This window comes from Paenibacillus sp. B-A-8 (assembly GCF_048572915.1).
GTDB lineage: Bacteria > Bacillota > Bacilli > Paenibacillales > Paenibacillaceae > Paenibacillus_AQ.
Window position 1 is genome coordinate 5,343,796 of the sequence record NZ_CP183882.1, and the last position, 15,984, is coordinate 5,359,779.

Consider the following 15,984-nt stretch of genomic DNA (forward strand, 5'->3'; position numbering starts at 1 on the left):
GTAGATCAGCATCCCGCCGGACTGTGCTAGCTATGATTCAATTAGTGGGTATAAGCACCGACATTCTCAGGATCGACCGCATCATGCAAGGCCGCATTCAAACCACTGGCTACAATATTGGCGATACCTTCAATAAATTCATCGATTTCTTTAGGTGTAACGATCAGATCATGTCCAAGTGGCTCAAGAACTTCCTTCACCAGTGACAATCGCTCCTGCTCGGAAATATCGTCCAACATCCCCATGATTTCTTTAGTGTGACCAGCTCCTTGCCCGAAATGATTCTTCATCATCTCCAGCACATTATTTACAATAGTTGAAGCATAGCAAACTGTAGGAACACCGATGGCAATACAAGGAACACCCAGAATTTCCTGCGTCAATCCGCGTCGTTTATTTCCAATCCCTGAACCGGGATGGATGCCGATATCAGCAATCTGAATTGTCGTATTGATCCGTTCAAGCGAACGGGATGCCAGTGCGTCAATGGCAATGATGAGATCCGGCTTTGTACGATCCACAATCCCCTGTACAACCTCACTTGATTCGATACCGGTCAATCCCAATACCCCGGGAGCAATAGCACTTACCTTGCGATAACCTGGAGAGACCTGATCCGGCACCAGCTCATAAAACTGCCGAGTAATGAGCGCATTCTCCACGACCAGCGGCCCCAATGAATCTGGAGTCACATTCCAGTTACCAAGTCCGACGATCAGCACAGATGCATCCTTACCAATGCCAATCCTAATCAGGAAGTCCTCGAATTCGCGAGCAAAGACTTCAGCTACTTTTTGCTGCAAGCCAGTATCTCCATTGCGCAATGCTGGTACCTCAAGCGTGACATAATTCCCAATCGCGCGACCTATCGCCTGTGATCCGGCAGCGTTAGCCACACCAAGCCGGGTAACTTTTATCCCATCAGACTCTTCCACTTCTTCGTTCACACCAGGGATTGGCGTCCTTTGTGGCCCTTGGGCCATTTCCTTTGCTTCTAACGCCAAGTCCGTGCGTACCGAATATAGCTGCAGATCCGGTTCCATCGTTATACCAGCCTCCTTAAAGGTTTTGTAAGCATACACTTCATTGAGTAACCTTCGACAAAACTTGCTTCGTAAGCGATACTTAGTTTTGTAAGCTTTCGCTTCGTCCTTGAGTTACTTTGAACAAAAACTCAAATTACAAGCTTCTGCCTATGCTCTTTTGTCGATAGTGTGCGAGAGAAAGCCCTTGTTTATGCAGGTTAAAATGGTTTAATTTGAAAGCTTTAAGTATTGCTTTTTACTACCGGTCATGCTAAACTATTTTAAGTTGTGAATCATTTGATAATGATTTCGAATGTCTTACAGGAGGTGAATGCAATGCCAAATATTAAATCCGCGGTTAAACGCGTAAACACGAACGAAAAACGCCGTGCACTGAACGCTTCCCAAAAATCCGCGCTTCGTACAGCTGTGAAAACTGCTGATGTAGCACTGACAGGTACGGAAGTTGAAACTGCTCAAGCTGCTTTCCAAGCTGCTTCCAAAAAGCTGGACAAGGCCGTAACTAAAGGTCTGGTTCATAAAAATGCGGCTGCCCGCAAAAAATCCCGCTTGGCGAAGAAATTGAACGCTCTTAAGGCTCAAGCCTAGGACGACATTCATAATGAGCAATTGAAGAACCTGACCGCTATGTTTCATACGGTTGGGTTTTTTTGTACCAGCAACTCCTTCTGAATCGCATAATCGTGAATAAAAAAAGAGCAAGCCCAGCATGATTAGCTGAATTCACTCTTCTTCGCTTGTATTCTATTCTTTCAAGTTCCTTCACAATCTACTAAAGTAACCATCGAACTAGGCTGCAAGCCGCAGCATAAACAGCTCCAGACCAAGCACTTTATCTATAGCCCCTGTCTTCATCTTATAATCTAGATCAGCCAGTGCACTTAAGATTTGCCGCAGACGTTCACTTGAGAACTTGTGAGCCTGCTCCCCTGCAAGCTTAACTGCATAGGGATGAAGTCCGATCTGCGAAGCAATCTGACCTTGCGAATAACTATGTGCTGATAAATCCTTCACCTGCAAAATAATTCGGAACTGCCGCGCAATTAACGCAGCAATCTTAATAGGTTCTTCCCGCTGCTTCAACAGCTCATACAGCGTATCAAGCGCCTTATCCAAACGGAGGTTAGCGATATCTTCCACAAGCGTGAACACATTTTGTTCTGTTCCGCGGTGCACTAGACTCTCTACCGCTTCTGCGTCCACGGTTCCGCCCTTCCCAGCGAATAAACAAAGCTTGTCCATTTCCGCAGATAAGCCTTGCAAACCTGTTCCTGCATTGGTTATGAGAATTTCCGCAGTCCCGGGCGCCATCACACAACCTCGTTCACGAATCCCTTTCTCCACCCAGCGCAGCAGTTCTTCTGCTCCGAGCGGGTTAAAGGCTAATACCGTGCCCGCTGATTTAACAGTCTTCACAATTTTCTTACGCTCATCCAGCTTGTCATTATTCACCATAAAGACGATTACACTGAAATCTACAGGATGCTGCAAATAATCACTTAAAATATCTATACGATGCTCAAGTTTGGCATTTTCTTTTCCTGCAGTAAATAACGATGCGTCCCGCACCAGCAATAATTTACGTTCTACCATAAAGGGTACAGTCTCAGCTTCTTCTACCACAGCCTGCACCGGCGTCTCAGAGAGATCAAAGGGAATAACCGCGAAATCACGATCCTCTTTGGCAATCAGCTGGTCTTCCAGCAATGCCGCAAATTCATTCATTCGAAATTTTTCACTGCCGTACAAAAGGTACAGCGGTGAGATTTTCCCTTGTTTGATTTCTTTTATCGCCGTTTTGGCATCCATTCCGCCACTTCCTTTTCCATTCATCTAGCCCAATTTGCCCAGAGTCCTATTGTAGCAAAAAAAACGACAAAAATGCACAAGTATAACCACCTTCGGCATCTTATATGGACGGTAAGCGTTTAATTGAGAAAAATAAGACATAAAGTATAAGTTCCACGCAATACTTTATGTCTTATTTTTCATGCAAAAACGGAGAAACTCTGGCAGCCATGGCCAAAGCTCCTCCGTTTCAGCGGCGCATCTATATAAACGCCGGAGTGAAAAGCCCTAGAAACTTCCCATCCGACGGTCATACCGATGTTCTGCAAATCCAATACTCTCTAGTTCCTGTCCGGTTGCTATAGTATATTCCGAAACTTCGAAAAATGTTCCGGCCTCATATTAATTTGTTGACGAAGCAGCCGGTGTTGCTGATGGCGACGCGGCCGGAGTAGAAGAGGTAATTCCCGCTTTTTGCACAGTGTACACCTTGGTAGTATTAACTCCATCTTTCTCCGTCACATACGTGAACTGCGAGCTATCCGCCGACCATTCTCCGGAAATCCAATTTCCTTCTAATGGATAAGAAGTTACTGCCGTCCTATCTTCCACTGAGCCTTCAGGTGAATTCTTATATATTACAAGCTGTAACCCAGCGAACTCAACCGCATAATGCCCATCAGGTGAAGTCCAAGTCTGAACATTAGAATCCGTAGAATCCGAAGAAATGTTAAAGCCCATAACTTCTCTTCTATAGTCACTAGCAATATCTAATGCTTCCTGCGTAGGTGGCGCTAAATCAGCTGCGCCCCCCTTATCTATAGAAGCGGGTTGATCCTTCTTATCCGCTTTGGGCTGATTATTACTAGTGTCGCTAACATCCGGGGGTTGAACTTTCGTTACTGCATCCGGCTTCGGCGTCATAATCTTCTCAGTAGGATTAGGCTTCACATCTTTAGTTGGTTCCGGTATCGATCGTCCACCCGATCCAGCATTAGTTTCAGTTGGGGAAGGCGGCATCGACGCAGGATCAACCGGTCCCATTGCTCTATCTAATGGGGCGTTACCCTCATCCACACCAGGCGCAGCCGGTAGAGCCCCGGAATCTGTTCCGCTATTAGCAGGCGCAGCCTCATCTAAACTAGCAGATGTAGAAGCTTGAGCTTGCGATTCAATAGCCATATCAGCAGAATCATTGCTGGCTGTATTAGCATTATATTGTAAGCTTTGTTCTACCTCTGCCCCAGGCATTTTATCCGGCATATTAAAAATAGCGATCCCTAATATTACAGCAGCTGCAATAGCTCCAATGCCTGTCCGTGTTGCTATAGAGGTTCCCTTGGAAGCTTTACCGCGGGAGCTTTCACGTGAAAATGGAACTACAACTGGCTCCTCGGTTCTCACAGCGCTTTGTTCACGACTGCTTCGATCCAATTCTGCAAGCTGAGGTAAAATAGAGTCAACCAGACTAAACGGGGGTTTCACGTCTGGCAATTGCTCCAATTCATTGGAGAGAAGTGTCAGCCGCTCAAAGACTTCCGCGCAGGAAGGACAATTATCGATATGACGGAACATTTCAACAATCTCATCTTGGCTCAAATCTTTGTCTAAATAGCGGTGCATCCATTCCATCACCTCCGCGCATTTCATCCCGATACACCACCTTTCTGGTACTCCTGAAGTCTATTCTGCAGCTGCTGTCTGGCCCTAAACAGGTATGATTTCACTGTATTCAAAGGCAAATCCAGGCAGTCTGCAATCTCGTTGTAAGAAAAATCTTGTAAATAGCGTAGGACAATGACTGTCCGATGATGTTCGGGCAATTGATCAATCGCTTCACGTATATCCTCAGCTAAATAAGAGGATAGAACTTCGCGTTCCACATTGTGTTTATCCTGAAACACCATTTCATGTTCATCAATAGAAACTGTAGGTTTAGTTCTTCTGAATTTATCAATGCAAATATTGGTAACGATTCGCTGAACCCACGTTTTGAACTGGGCCTTTTCCTCATATGAACCGATTTTGGTATAAACCCGGATCAAGGCCTCCTGTGATGCATCCAGTGCATCTTGTTCATTATGCAAAATGTAGAAGGCCGTTTTATATACATGCCCTTCAATTTCTCGCAATAGGGTGATTAGAGCGTCGCGATCGCCCGCTTGAGCGGCTCTGATGAGTCCCTGCTCCACCACGAAGGTTCCCCCTCTCTATGCAATCTTACTGACGCGCAAGACTGCGAATTTGTTGCAACCCTGTAATTAATATTTTTAGAATACCAAACTTTTCTTAGAACGTCATGTTAAGCCATCTTTTATAAAGCGCTAACGCACAATTCGCAGCCAATAATTCCTACTAAGCATACAGGGGAAACTTCAATCATTCAAATACTCTTTTGAATAACTTTATAACAAAAATGACACAAGTATAAACGCCTTCAACATCCCTATAAGGACGGCAGGCGTTTAGGCATGAACTATCTCCCATTCCCAAAAGAAAAGGGCTTATCCTCCTGTCGGAAAAGAAGCCGTCAGCAAACAAGAAATGGCTCTAAAATTAAGCACATAACTCTATTTATATAACACAATCTTGCAGAGTAAGAATACTGCGTAGTTGTCCCTAGTTTCGTCATCCACAACATACGCCTCTCCATTCTCAAAAATATGCGGGTTATTGTAATTTCGCTCTAATCTATAGATCTGGCCTTCCGTCACCTTACAACCATGGAATGCCGATGCAATTTCTACGTATTCAGCATCCTCTTCATCAGCTGCTTGATACAACTTTTTATCATGATAAGCAGGCATATACTCACTCCCGGTCCGATAATAAACCATTCCAATTTGTTGACGTCAGTCAAACATCATAACTCTCCTACTTTATAGTTTATTGCCTTTGTCCTCATTCTATACTTTATGAAAAACATATATTGCAAGAAATTGTGATTAGCAAAAAATAAGCATAAAAAAAGCTGTATAACTGACATCCGTCAGCATACAGCTTTCAATAATCGATCCATTTGAATTTATGAGACAAACAAAGTTAAATTCCTTTTACTTCTTTAAACTTCGCCACATACTGAGCCGCAAGATCAGTAATCTGATCATATCGGCCATCCTTCGCTGGTGCAGTCAAATTGCCCCCGATACCTACTGCTATACAGCCGTTGGCAATCCACTTCTCCATATTATTCAGATCCACGCCACCTGTTGGCATAATGTTCACATGCGGCATAGGACCTTTAACCGCTTTCACATAATCCGGACCAAAAGCACTGCCAGGGAATAGCTTAAGCACATCCACTCCAAACTTCAACGCTTCCTTCATTTCATTTAATGTCATGCAGCCAGGCATGTATGGAATACCATAAAGGTTACACATCTTAGCTGTCTCTGCTTCAAAAGAGGGACTAACCACAAATTCCGAGCCTGCAAGAATGGCTATTCTGGCCGTTAATGGATCAAGTACAGTACCTGCTCCAATCACTGCGCGATCTCCGTACTCTGCAACCAATCGTTTTATCGCCACATCCGCATCCGGAGTCGTGAAGGTGACTTCAATATTATTCAAACCGCCTTCAATACAGGCAACGGACATTTTAAAAGCTTCCTCAGCACTATCAGCACGAATAACAGCTACAACTCCAACGGACGCCACATTCTGCAATACTTTCATTTTCTTCATCAGTAGACTCCCTTTCTCTTGGTACGATCGTAGATGAATATGAAATACTAATTTAGATAAACTTTTTTATTAAATTTACTAATTATTGCGACATAATCTATAATGAGATAGTAATAATAATACTGATAACAGTCAATACATTTTTATATATATGATGATATATTTTTATTAAAAACACCAATAAGCCCTTATTTAATAAGGACTTAAATCTAATTATTTTACTTTTATTAAAAATATGTTTTTGATCAACATTCATTCTTTTATTGTACAAAACCGATTTATGTGATAATTTCAAGTTACACATCATTATACTGGGATAAATTCATTACCCTAGGAGGAACTCAAATGAGTAAACAGCTGGATGCCGTCACTTTCGGGGAGCCGATGGCGATGTTTTATGCGAATGAAACAGGCCCCCTGCATGAAGTCTTTTCATTCTCCAAAGCGTTGGCAGGTGCTGAGAGCAATGTAGCTACGGGCTTATCACGCTTAAATCATCCTACAGGTTATGTTACGAAGCTTGGTGAAGATAACTTTGGTCATTTTATTGCTCAAGCTATGAAGAAAGAGAACATTGATACCGACAACATTACTTTTACTAAAGAAAATTCTACGGGTATGTTAATCAAATCAAAGGTCGTTACCGGCGATCCTAAAGTCGAATACTTCCGCAAAAATTCCGCGGCCTCCAAGCTTAGTCTGGTTGATTTTGACGAGGCATACTTTAATGCTGCAGGACATTTACACGTGACAAGCATCTCCGCCGCCTTATCCAAGAGCTGCCATGAATTCGCTGTTCACGCTATGGAATTTATGAAAAGACAAGGCAAGACTGTCTCCCTAGATCCAAACCTGCGCCCTAGCTTATGGCCGGATACGGAAACGATGGTAAACACGATCAATGATCTGGCTACACGCTGTGATTGGTTCCTTCCGGGACTCGGAGAAGGCAAGATTCTTACAGGCCTAAGCACGCCGGAAGAGATTGCAGACTATTATCTGGCGCGTGGGGTCAGCTTAGTCGTCATTAAGCTCGGACCTGAAGGCGCTTTCTATAAATCCGCTGAAGGAGAAGGCTACGTAGATGGATTTAAGGTAGAAGAGGTCGTTGATACCGTTGGTGCAGGTGATGGATTTGCAGTTGGCGTAATTAGTGCAATGCTGGAAAAGTTTCCGATTGCCGAGGCCGTCAAACGTGGCAATGCGATCGGCGCGTTAGCCGTCATGTCGCCTGGCGATATGGATGGGCTTCCGACTCGTGAAGAGCTTGCGAAGTTTATGCAGCAGGAGGATTAAGCACATAGATTTGAGTCAGCTTTCGCAACATAATCTCAGTAAACTTCTGTAATTCTCATAAATAGCTGAATGCAACCAAATCTACACAACATAGCTGTACTCTATACAACTATATCGAGTCAAAATCGTTTCTTCTCGGCTTTAATTGCACTTTATACATTTAACAACCAGGTGAACATCGCTGTCAGCAATTTCCCGCAGAAATAACTGCACAAAATACTATTAAACTCTTAATCCAGGAAGCACAAACTAAAATAGTTGCAGAAAGTACAATTAACCACAAGATGAAACAACAACGTTGCAGCCTTATAGTCTAGCAGCTTGGGAGTTTTATTATTAAAAAAAGCCGTCTCACAGTTGAGGGACTGACCCCATAACGTGAGACAAATCAAAACACCTTCAAGAGAATGGAACCTTGTCGTAAGATAAGGAGATCATCTTGGAGGTGTTTTTGCATTGGCAACCAGAGTAAGTTATCCCGTGGAAATAAAGATGAAAGCTATAGAAATGAGATTAGCAGGAGTACCTGTGAAAGAGGTTATGGAGCAGCTCGGAATACGGAATAAGACACAGCTAAAGACATGGATGAGATGGAATCGAAATGGTGAACGACATCGTTTGGAGCAGCCGGTGGGTAAACAGTACAGCTATGGCAAAGGTCCGGAGGACTCTTCGGAACTCGAAAAAGTAAAGGCAGAGAACCGATTCTTAAAACAACAATTAGATCTGCTAAAAAAGTACGAGGAGTTGGAGAGGAGGTGGAACCAGAGGCCGTTATTGCCTGGATTGAATCCATTCGAAACGAAGTGACGGTGTCTGAGGCTTGTAGATGGCTCGGAATCGCAAGAACGACTTACTACCGCTGGAAAGCAGCTGTGGGGACAAAGCATACAGACAAACTGGTGGAGAAAATCCGGGAGCTTTGCATCCGTCATAAATTCCGCTATGGGTACCGGAAAATCACGGCGCTCCTTCGGATAGAGCAGAGTATAAATCATAAGCGAGTCCAGCGGATCATGCAGTGTGAGGGGCTTCAGTGCCGCGTGAGGATGAAAAAACGAAAGGTGACTGGGCAATCTGTACACTCCTTTGAAAATCTGCTCAAGCGACAGTTTCATGCAGAAGCACCTCTGCAAAAACTCGTCACGGACATTACCTATTTGCCATTTGGCGGGAAGATGTTGTACTTCTCCAGCATTCTAGACTTGTACAATGGTGAGATTGTGGCTTACAGTATAGCAGATAAACAAGATACCTCTTTGGTGTTGGATACATTAAATCAACTTCCAAAGCAGAAAAAGATGTTGTTGCATAGCGACCAGGGCAGCGTGTATACGTCCTTTGCGTACCAGGAAGCTGTAAAAGGAAAAGGCATTACCATGAGCATGTCCCGTAAAGGAACGCCCGCTGATAATGCCCCCATTGAATCGTTTCATTCCACTCTAAAGTCTGAAACGTTCTACCTCGAAGATCTCACATCTACAACGACTGCAATCGTTGTAAAGACCATTCGAGACTACATCATTTACTATAACTCAATTCGAATTCAAGCGAAACTAAATAACCAGTCACCGATGGATTTCCGGCGACTGGCTACTTAAACTTGTAAGGTGTTTTGATCCCTGTCTCACAAACGGGGGTCAGTCCCTTGATCTGTGGAATGGCTTTTTTTGTACTTCTATAGCTTGTAGTCAGTTATATGACTTCACAGATTGCCCTTGTTGTAAGGACGGCGGGAATCGATAGGTGATTGGAACGGAAGCGCCCTTGTCCTCAATACAAGAGAGTATAATTTTAGCGGCTTGCATACCCATTTCGTATGCAGGCTGACGAATCGTTGTAATGACCGGATTATAAATTTGCGCGAACTCCGCATCATCTATCCCGATGACAGACAATTGTTCTGGAATAGCGATGGCATTTCGATTCGCATATTTCAAAATCTCTGCTAGCGTGATATCGTTCGTAGCCAATAGCGCTGTCGGAGGGTCCGGCAATGCTAAAAGGCGCTTCAGTCCTGTAGCTAATTCTTCTTTTGGCACACTACAGATATACTCCTCACGCAGAGGTATGCCGGCTTCTTCCATCGCTTTTTTATAACCACTGATCCGCTCTTTACGAGGGGTAATGGCATGTTCACCTAATGGAAGGGAGACTAGAGCAATTCGCTCATGCCCTTGTTGTGTCAGCTGTCCCACACCTATCTTGGCCGCCATTTCATTGTCGAGCAGCAAACTCTGCGTGGTGATTCCATCTACCAGACGATCCATAAACACTAACGGAAAATCCGCCTCGATCAATCTGCTGTATGCAGATGGATTGTTCCCCGTCGGAAAAATAATCAAACCGTCCACCTGGCGGGCGATTAAAGTTTCTACGTACTTGCTTTCTTTTTCCGCATTCTCATCGGCATTGCATATGATTACTTGGATCCCGTGTTGTTGCAGCTCATTTTCAATCGCCCGAATACACTGGATAGACAGCGAATAATCGATATTAGCAACAATGATTCCGACCATATGCGTCCGATTCTGCTTCAGACTGCGTGCAAGTCCATTCGGTTGATAATTGAGCTCCTCGATCACAGCCTCGATCCGATTCTTCGTCGCTTCACTCATATATTTAAAACGTTTATTCAAAAATTGAGAGACCGTACTCTTCGACACTCCAGCTTTTTGAGCCACATCATCAATCGTCAACTTCTTCATCTCTTCGGCTCCACTCTTCTCAAAAGAAAATACTTTATCAAAAAGTATAGCTTTTATTTAGTGAATTATCTACTAGGGAGTCTGACTCATAAATTCCTGATACAGCTCATTTCGTTGCTCTTCTGATAAAAAGGCCCAATCTTCATCTATCCATCCTAGCCCACCTTTCACAATAATATCCGCTTTGCGTAGTACCCCATCCACTTCATAATCCATGGTTAATGTTTCTCCCTTTATCTCTTTAAACCCTTTGGTTATTGCAGTTGATCGAATGCTTAAGGTCTCTAGATCATAAAGCACTGTTTTGTCTTGGTATGTCTTATCTACCGGGTATTCTAGGTAACTTATTACGAGATATTCATTCTCCTTATCCACAGCGAATAAATACTTGTAGCTTAACAGTGTTTCATCAAAGTTCGTAAGCTCCATCGGTACCACAGTTTCCCCTGCCGCTGCTTTTTTAACATTTAGCGTAGAAATTCTACCATTCTCCGGTTTGTCTGAACCTAAAGTTCGCGTGGAGGAACTCAGCAGGATATAATCTCCCGCTCCATAGAATCCATTCATATATTGATAAGTACTTGCCCCTCCCGCATAAAGAGGAAATGTATAAATCCTAGTAGCCGAAGAAGCCGATAACTCCGTCTGGTCCTTCGAGCTCAGGTAAAGGGTGAACGGTTCTGTAGGATGTGTATACTTTGGCTTCTTGTAGTCAACCATCGGGGGTGGCGGCGACCAGAGAATTCCCGCTGTTGTCTCAACGGCATATGCTTTAGTCTTATCTCTGCTCATTGGTAAAGGCATATAATATTTCTTACCGCTAATCTCAAACTCTGCCGGACTTGTCGGAGGCTCTAACGCTTTGTCATTAGTAGCAGGAGTAGAAGAAGGTAATATCCCTGCAGCTTGTGACTGCACCGATGAAGATTGGACTGGACCATGACTCTTCCATGCTCCTATAGGCAAGTTAAGTGCACCTATCAACAAAATCATAGCCACACTGGTCAGTAGCACACTTTTGTTAATCCGATAACGTCCATGGCTTTTATTTTTTAGCACAGCAGCCTGCTCAATCCGCATCATCAGCTCAGGTGTAAAGCCATCCTCAATAAAAGGTCTTTTGCCTGCTTGCGCATACCAATCATTCTGTCCGATCATCACTGAGTTACTGTCATCAGCTTTGCCTTTCATTCTCTCTCCTCCTTCTGGATGGCTTGCTTAACCTTCTCCCTCGCTCGCGCGAGACGAGATTTCACAGTCCCCTGTGGTACATTCAGTAAATCGGACATTTCACCGATCGATAGTCCATGCTGAATATCCAGTACAAGCACCTCTCTGTTCTTATCTGGTAGGGTCATAATAATTTCCCAGATTCGGTTCGCATACTGTTTGCCGAGCGCTTCTTTTTCTGCAGACAGAGCAGTTATAGTGACAGGTTGATCCCCAATGGTATAAATCTGCGCCAAAAGCTATTTTTGCTCCAACTAAAGGCTGTATTTCTAGTAATCGTGAGTAGCCAAGTTTTCATCGACGATTGTCCCCGGTACTTCCCCACATTTTTATATGCCTTCAAAAACACTTCTTGGCTAATATCATTCGCTTGCTCACGGCTTCTACTTAAGAAAAAAGCATAGTTCCACACATCTGATCCATACTCCTCCATCATTTCCCGCAAGGTCATTTCGGACGCATACGCTTCTGCATATGGCATATCTTCGCTTAGCATGTTTCGTCTCACCCCTTGCCTAATAAGACTTTTCAAACTTGAAAAAGTTCCCTTTAAAATAAATAATTAGGTTATATATTACTTAACAGCATAATCTCTATATCTGTCTATTAAAAAACACCACCGATGAACGCGTGAACGTCCATCGGTGGTGCTCGCATGAGGTTTAAAGTACTGGCATAATGACCAACCCATCTGCTATGTCTCGGATACATCCGTAAGTAGCTTTCTATTGTATTTCGTGCAATAGAAGTAGATTTTTCTACTGTAAAAAGAGATTCTGTTGCACTTCATACAATAGATACTGCTTAATTTCAGAGAAATAGGCGATTTTCCTCATTTTGAGTGTACGAAGTGCAATAGAATGAAGATTCAACTACTTCGACGTGCGTTCTATTGCATAAAGTGCAATGAGAGCCGCTTGGTTCGAATCATTCTATTGGACTTTCTTCGATATGGAAGCTTTATGTGTTCTCTTGGACTTCGTTCGATAAGAGAAGCTTTATGTGTTCTCTTGGACTTTCTTCGATAAGGAAGCTTTATGTGTTCTCTTGGACTTTCTTCGATGAGAGAAGCTTTATGTGTTCTCTTGGACTTCGTTCGATAAGAGAAGCTTTATGTGTTCTCTTGTAGCATGTTCGATGAGAGGTGACTAGTATGTTGTTTTGTACTTGTGCAATAAGAGGAACTTGGGGCGTTCTGTTGCAGTTTGTGCAACCTCGTGCAATGTATTGAGTTTATGAGTTTTATGTGTGCTGTTGCAGTTATGTAACGGGAGGAGCTAGGCACCCCGACCTCCCCTTCAATACTCTGTCAATCCAATACTTCATTCCTTCTTCCATCCCACTTTCCTTCCTATTTCCCTATTTACCTACTCCCCAATCTTCTCCTCTTACTTTCACACCTTTACCTACTTCCCAATATTCTCCTTTACTTTCACACCTTCTCCTACTTTTCCTATCTCTACCTACCTTCCCTATATTTTATCTCTACTTATCTTTACTTATCTTTATTTATCTATTCCCACCCCTTCCTCCCCCAACTTATATCGCACAGCAATCCCCTCCTCCCGCACCCGCATCTGTATCTCCCCCTGCTGATCCGTCCGGAATATAGCTGCATGATGATCTTCCAACCGCTCCAATACCTCAGCTTTCGGGTGACCATACAAATTATTAACACCCGCAGAAATTACCGCTGCTTCAGGATTCCAGAACTCCAGCCAAGCTTCAGCGGTGGATGTTTTACTCCCGTGATGAGCTACCTTTAGCACATCAATGACAGGTCCAGTGCTGATGCCCTTTTGCCGGGCTAGCTCTACAATCTCCTCCTCAGCTTCCAGATCCATATCACCGGTGAAGAGAAAGTTCCTTCCATTCATCTCTAAGCGAAAAGCCACTGAATCGTGATTCTGCTCTTCCAGTAGTGGGACTTCATTCAACGGCGGAGTACCCGACGCCTCTCCACTCCTTCCCTCCGGCCATAAAAAAGACAGCTCTGTCGCATCATCCGGGGAAAGGATCATTCCTTGATGCACAGCATACAGCTGAACCTTCCGCTCCATCGCAGTCCTCATCAATTCCATATAAGACTCGCGATCCGTAATCGTCCCATTAAAAAGCAACGCCGAGACCGGAATATCTTCCACAACAGCTTGGAGTCCTCCGGTATGATCCTGATCTCCATGTGTCAAAATAATCGCATCTAAACGGTGAATGCCGCGTTTTTTAAGCAAGGGCACCAGTACTTTAGCTCCTACCTCGAACGGACTTCGGCGAACGCGCCACTCTTCTTTTTGACCAAAGTTTAAAGTTCCTCCACCATCCACTAAAATATGGGCTCCGCTCGGTGTAGTTATGAGTATACTGTCGCCTTGTCCGATATCCAGATAACTAATCGTACCTTTCCCTGCCTGACTCTCCGACTGATAACCTTTGTACAGCAAGATCCCCAGTCCAAGTACCGACACCAAAACAATCACTCCGCTCCAATGTACGAGCAAAGGCGTTGCAATATTAAGATACTGCCAATTCCCCATTCCCCCGTGTCCACTACGACCACCATAACCACTGCGCCCAGGGCTGTTCAAACCAACCTCCGCTAATGGTCTCGTCTCGTCCTCCATATACTGCGGTGCAGCACGAGCTTCCTTTCTTAGCTTGGCAACATACAACAGACAATACAACAAAACATAGTACACCCCGACCCACAGCAATGATGGCGAGCCCCAAATCAGAACTCCACCAGCGAATCCATTGATCCACTCCACAGCGTAAAAAGTAGCGTTATTAAAAAGCTCAGTTATATGTGCCAACATCCCCGCAGCATCTTCCCACAACCGTCCAAGCAATAGCGCAAGCGTCCCTAGTGGCAAAACTACAAAAGTAATAAAAGGCACAAAGACCAAATTGGCGGCAAAGGACAACAGCGAAAACTGATTAAAGTAATAAATCGTAAGCGGAAATGAGACCAGCTGGGCTACAAGAGTCACAGAGACGGCACCTTTAAGCCAGCGTGGCAGTGCACTCAGAAGAGGATTCATAAGCGGAACGTAGACCATCAAACCTAAGGTTACTAGAAAAGACAGCTGAAAGCTTACACTGAGCAGCATATAAGGATTCCAGATCAACATAACTAATGCCGATGCCGCCAAAATATTCAGACCATCCTTCAGCATCCCAACCCGTGCAGCAAGCAAGGCAATCATACTCATCAACCCCGCTCGCACAATGGACGGACCCGCACCTGACAAGAGGACATAAACAGGAACGAGTATAAAAGTTAGCGTTAACGCGGTCTCTTTGGTCAGACGTAAGCGCCTGAACAGAAATAAAAGAACACCTACATACACAGCCACATGCATACCTGAAATGGCGAGAATATGTGTCAACCCGAGCTGAGAAAACTGCTTAAAGGTATCCGGATCGAGATCATCCTGCATACCAATGATTAAACCCTTCATATATCCAGAGTGACGCTGCCCAAAAAGTTGATCCAGTTCTGCCCCAAGGACCGTCCGCGCACTATCATTTAAGCGAAAAATCGTTAACGGACTCCATGAATCTGGAACGGTCACCCTCACATTTTCCACTCCCTGACCCTTCAAAAGCCAGTGAATCTTCTTCGTATGTAAATAGGCACGATAATCGAAGCCTCCAAAATTACGCGCTTCTGCCGGCTCTTCCAGCACACCATTAAGCAGCACTTCATCCCCTCTCCGCCATTCCGCAGCGACAGTAATTTCTTGCTCGGTCAGAAGTTTGATCTGCACTGCGATTAACTCCCCCTGTACTCTTTTCTCCTGTTCATCCGCAGGATCAGATGCTTTCTCTTCATCCTCTGCAAGTAGATCCATATGTGAGAGCTTCATCGTAAAATCAACCCGATCCCCGTCCCGTTCCACGACAGAAACGATCGTACCTCCAGCTTCCACAGGGCTCCCATTCAGCTCTGCAGTCGACCTATCCAGTAATTCAGGAATTCCGCTAATATTGCGAGCTTCGTTCCACTCCCAATATCCAGCACCTAATGAAATGGACAAACACATTACGGCTATGTATTTCCAGCTCATTGTTTCCCACATCATCAGGCTCACCAGTAAAAATATTAATCCAGCCCACGAGAGCAGTAGTCCGCTCCCTGTGCATAAGCAAGCCGCTGCGCTTCCAGCCACCCAGCACACTGTAAAGCCTAACAAAGGTCTTTTCTTCATGCCCTTCCCCCCTTTCTCAAGCAA

General features: G+C 44.3%; 14 protein-coding genes. 3 read left to right on the forward strand and 11 right to left on the reverse strand.

The window, feature by feature from the left end; translation table 11 throughout:
* Positions 1-41 precede the first annotated feature (41 nt).
* On the reverse strand, positions 42-1,043 hold the full coding sequence (gene gpr / locus ACN6MV_RS24140; RefSeq protein WP_076117358.1) for a GPR endopeptidase: 1,002 nt from the start codon (positions 1,041-1,043) through the stop codon (positions 42-44).
* Between the two features lie 318 nt (positions 1,044-1,361).
* Here gpr and rpsT point away from each other — a divergent pair, with 318 nt between their 5' ends.
* Positions 1,362-1,634 carry a 30S ribosomal protein S20 gene (gene rpsT, locus ACN6MV_RS24145; RefSeq protein WP_042130412.1) on the forward strand — a complete coding sequence of 91 codons (273 nt, stop codon included), beginning with the start codon at positions 1,362-1,364 and terminating at the stop codon, positions 1,632-1,634.
* Between the two features lie 201 nt (positions 1,635-1,835).
* On the opposite strand, the gene holA is transcribed toward rpsT, so the two are convergent.
* The 5 genes from holA to ACN6MV_RS24170 all read right to left on the reverse strand — a co-directional run bounded on the left by holA (position 1,836) and on the right by ACN6MV_RS24170 (position 6,518).
* On the reverse strand, positions 1,836-2,855 hold the full coding sequence (gene holA, locus ACN6MV_RS24150; protein WP_042130413.1) for a DNA polymerase III subunit delta: 1,020 nt from the start codon (positions 2,853-2,855) through the stop codon (positions 1,836-1,838).
* Between the two features lie 381 nt (positions 2,856-3,236).
* Entirely contained in the window at positions 3,237-4,484 is a 1,248-nt protein-coding gene (locus tag ACN6MV_RS24155; RefSeq protein ID WP_339287739.1) for an anti-sigma factor family protein, read from the reverse strand.
* Entirely contained in the window at positions 4,481-5,029 is a 549-nt protein-coding gene (locus tag ACN6MV_RS24160; RefSeq protein ID WP_036677530.1) for an RNA polymerase sigma factor, read from the reverse strand. The genes ACN6MV_RS24155 and ACN6MV_RS24160 overlap by 4 nt, the downstream gene beginning before the upstream one ends.
* Positions 5,030-5,404: 375 nt before the next feature.
* Positions 5,405-5,641 carry a hypothetical protein gene (locus ACN6MV_RS24165; RefSeq protein ID WP_139328458.1) on the reverse strand — a complete coding sequence of 79 codons (237 nt, stop codon included), beginning with the start codon at positions 5,639-5,641 and terminating at the stop codon, positions 5,405-5,407.
* 235 nt (positions 5,642-5,876) lie between these two features.
* Positions 5,877-6,518, reverse strand: coding sequence for a bifunctional 2-keto-4-hydroxyglutarate aldolase/2-keto-3-deoxy-6-phosphogluconate aldolase (locus tag ACN6MV_RS24170; RefSeq protein ID WP_042130419.1), 642 nt, complete (start codon positions 6,516-6,518; stop codon positions 5,877-5,879).
* Between the two features lie 345 nt (positions 6,519-6,863).
* Between ACN6MV_RS24170 and ACN6MV_RS24175 the strand changes: the two genes are divergently transcribed.
* Entirely contained in the window at positions 6,864-7,814 is a 951-nt protein-coding gene (locus ACN6MV_RS24175; RefSeq protein WP_339287740.1) for a sugar kinase, read from the forward strand.
* 456 nt (positions 7,815-8,270) lie between these two features.
* A protein-coding gene (locus ACN6MV_RS24180) for an IS3 family transposase (protein ID WP_156114702.1) occupies positions 8,271-9,415 on the forward strand; the annotation gives its coding sequence in 2 pieces (ribosomal slippage) (positions 8,271-8,559 and positions 8,559-9,415; 1,146 coding nt in all).
* 90 nt (positions 9,416-9,505) lie between these two features.
* Here the strand turns inward: ACN6MV_RS24180 and ACN6MV_RS24185 are convergent.
* From ACN6MV_RS24185 to ACN6MV_RS24205, 5 genes are all read right to left on the reverse strand, one after another.
* Positions 9,506-10,522, reverse strand: coding sequence for a LacI family DNA-binding transcriptional regulator (locus tag ACN6MV_RS24185; protein ID WP_339287741.1), 1,017 nt, complete (start codon positions 10,520-10,522; stop codon positions 9,506-9,508).
* A gap of 72 nt (positions 10,523-10,594) precedes the next feature.
* A complete protein-coding gene (locus tag ACN6MV_RS24190) occupies positions 10,595-11,713 on the reverse strand; it encodes a hypothetical protein (protein WP_042130424.1) in 1,119 nt (372 codons plus the stop codon).
* Entirely contained in the window at positions 11,710-11,988 is a 279-nt protein-coding gene (locus ACN6MV_RS24195; protein ID WP_419885027.1) for an RNA polymerase sigma factor, read from the reverse strand. Before ACN6MV_RS24195 ends, ACN6MV_RS24190 begins: the two co-directional genes overlap by 4 nt.
* Positions 11,946-12,248, reverse strand: coding sequence for an RNA polymerase sigma factor (locus ACN6MV_RS24200; RefSeq protein WP_419885028.1), 303 nt, complete (start codon positions 12,246-12,248; stop codon positions 11,946-11,948). Before ACN6MV_RS24200 ends, ACN6MV_RS24195 begins: the two co-directional genes overlap by 43 nt.
* A 1,009-nt stretch (positions 12,249-13,257) precedes the next feature.
* A complete protein-coding gene (locus ACN6MV_RS24205) occupies positions 13,258-15,960 on the reverse strand; it encodes a ComEC/Rec2 family competence protein (protein ID WP_419885029.1) in 2,703 nt (900 codons plus the stop codon).
* Between the last annotated feature and the right edge of the window lie 24 nt (positions 15,961-15,984).

Coding starts and splice junctions, on each gene's coding strand:
- ACN6MV_RS24205 (WP_419885029.1), bottom strand. CDS start 15,960: ATGAAGAAAAGACCTTTGTTAGGCTTTACAGTGTGCTGGGTGGCTGGA.
- rpsT (WP_042130412.1), top strand. CDS start 1,362: ATGCCAAATATTAAATCCGCGGTTAAACGCGTAAACACGAACGAAAAA.
- ACN6MV_RS24155 (WP_339287739.1), bottom strand. CDS start 4,484: ATGAAATGCGCGGAGGTGATGGAATGGATGCACCGCTATTTAGACAAA.
- ACN6MV_RS24170 (WP_042130419.1), bottom strand. CDS start 6,518: ATGAAGAAAATGAAAGTATTGCAGAATGTGGCGTCCGTTGGAGTTGTA.
- ACN6MV_RS24200 (WP_419885028.1), bottom strand. CDS start 12,248: ATGCTAAGCGAAGATATGCCATATGCAGAAGCGTATGCGTCCGAAATG.
- holA (WP_042130413.1), bottom strand. CDS start 2,855: ATGGATGCCAAAACGGCGATAAAAGAAATCAAACAAGGGAAAATCTCA.
- gpr (WP_076117358.1), bottom strand. CDS start 1,043: ATGGAACCGGATCTGCAGCTATATTCGGTACGCACGGACTTGGCGTTA.
- ACN6MV_RS24175 (WP_339287740.1), top strand. CDS start 6,864: ATGAGTAAACAGCTGGATGCCGTCACTTTCGGGGAGCCGATGGCGATG.
- ACN6MV_RS24190 (WP_042130424.1), bottom strand. CDS start 11,713: ATGAAAGGCAAAGCTGATGACAGTAACTCAGTGATGATCGGACAGAAT.
- ACN6MV_RS24185 (WP_339287741.1), bottom strand. CDS start 10,522: ATGAAGAAGTTGACGATTGATGATGTGGCTCAAAAAGCTGGAGTGTCG.
- ACN6MV_RS24165 (WP_139328458.1), bottom strand. CDS start 5,641: ATGCCTGCTTATCATGATAAAAAGTTGTATCAAGCAGCTGATGAAGAG.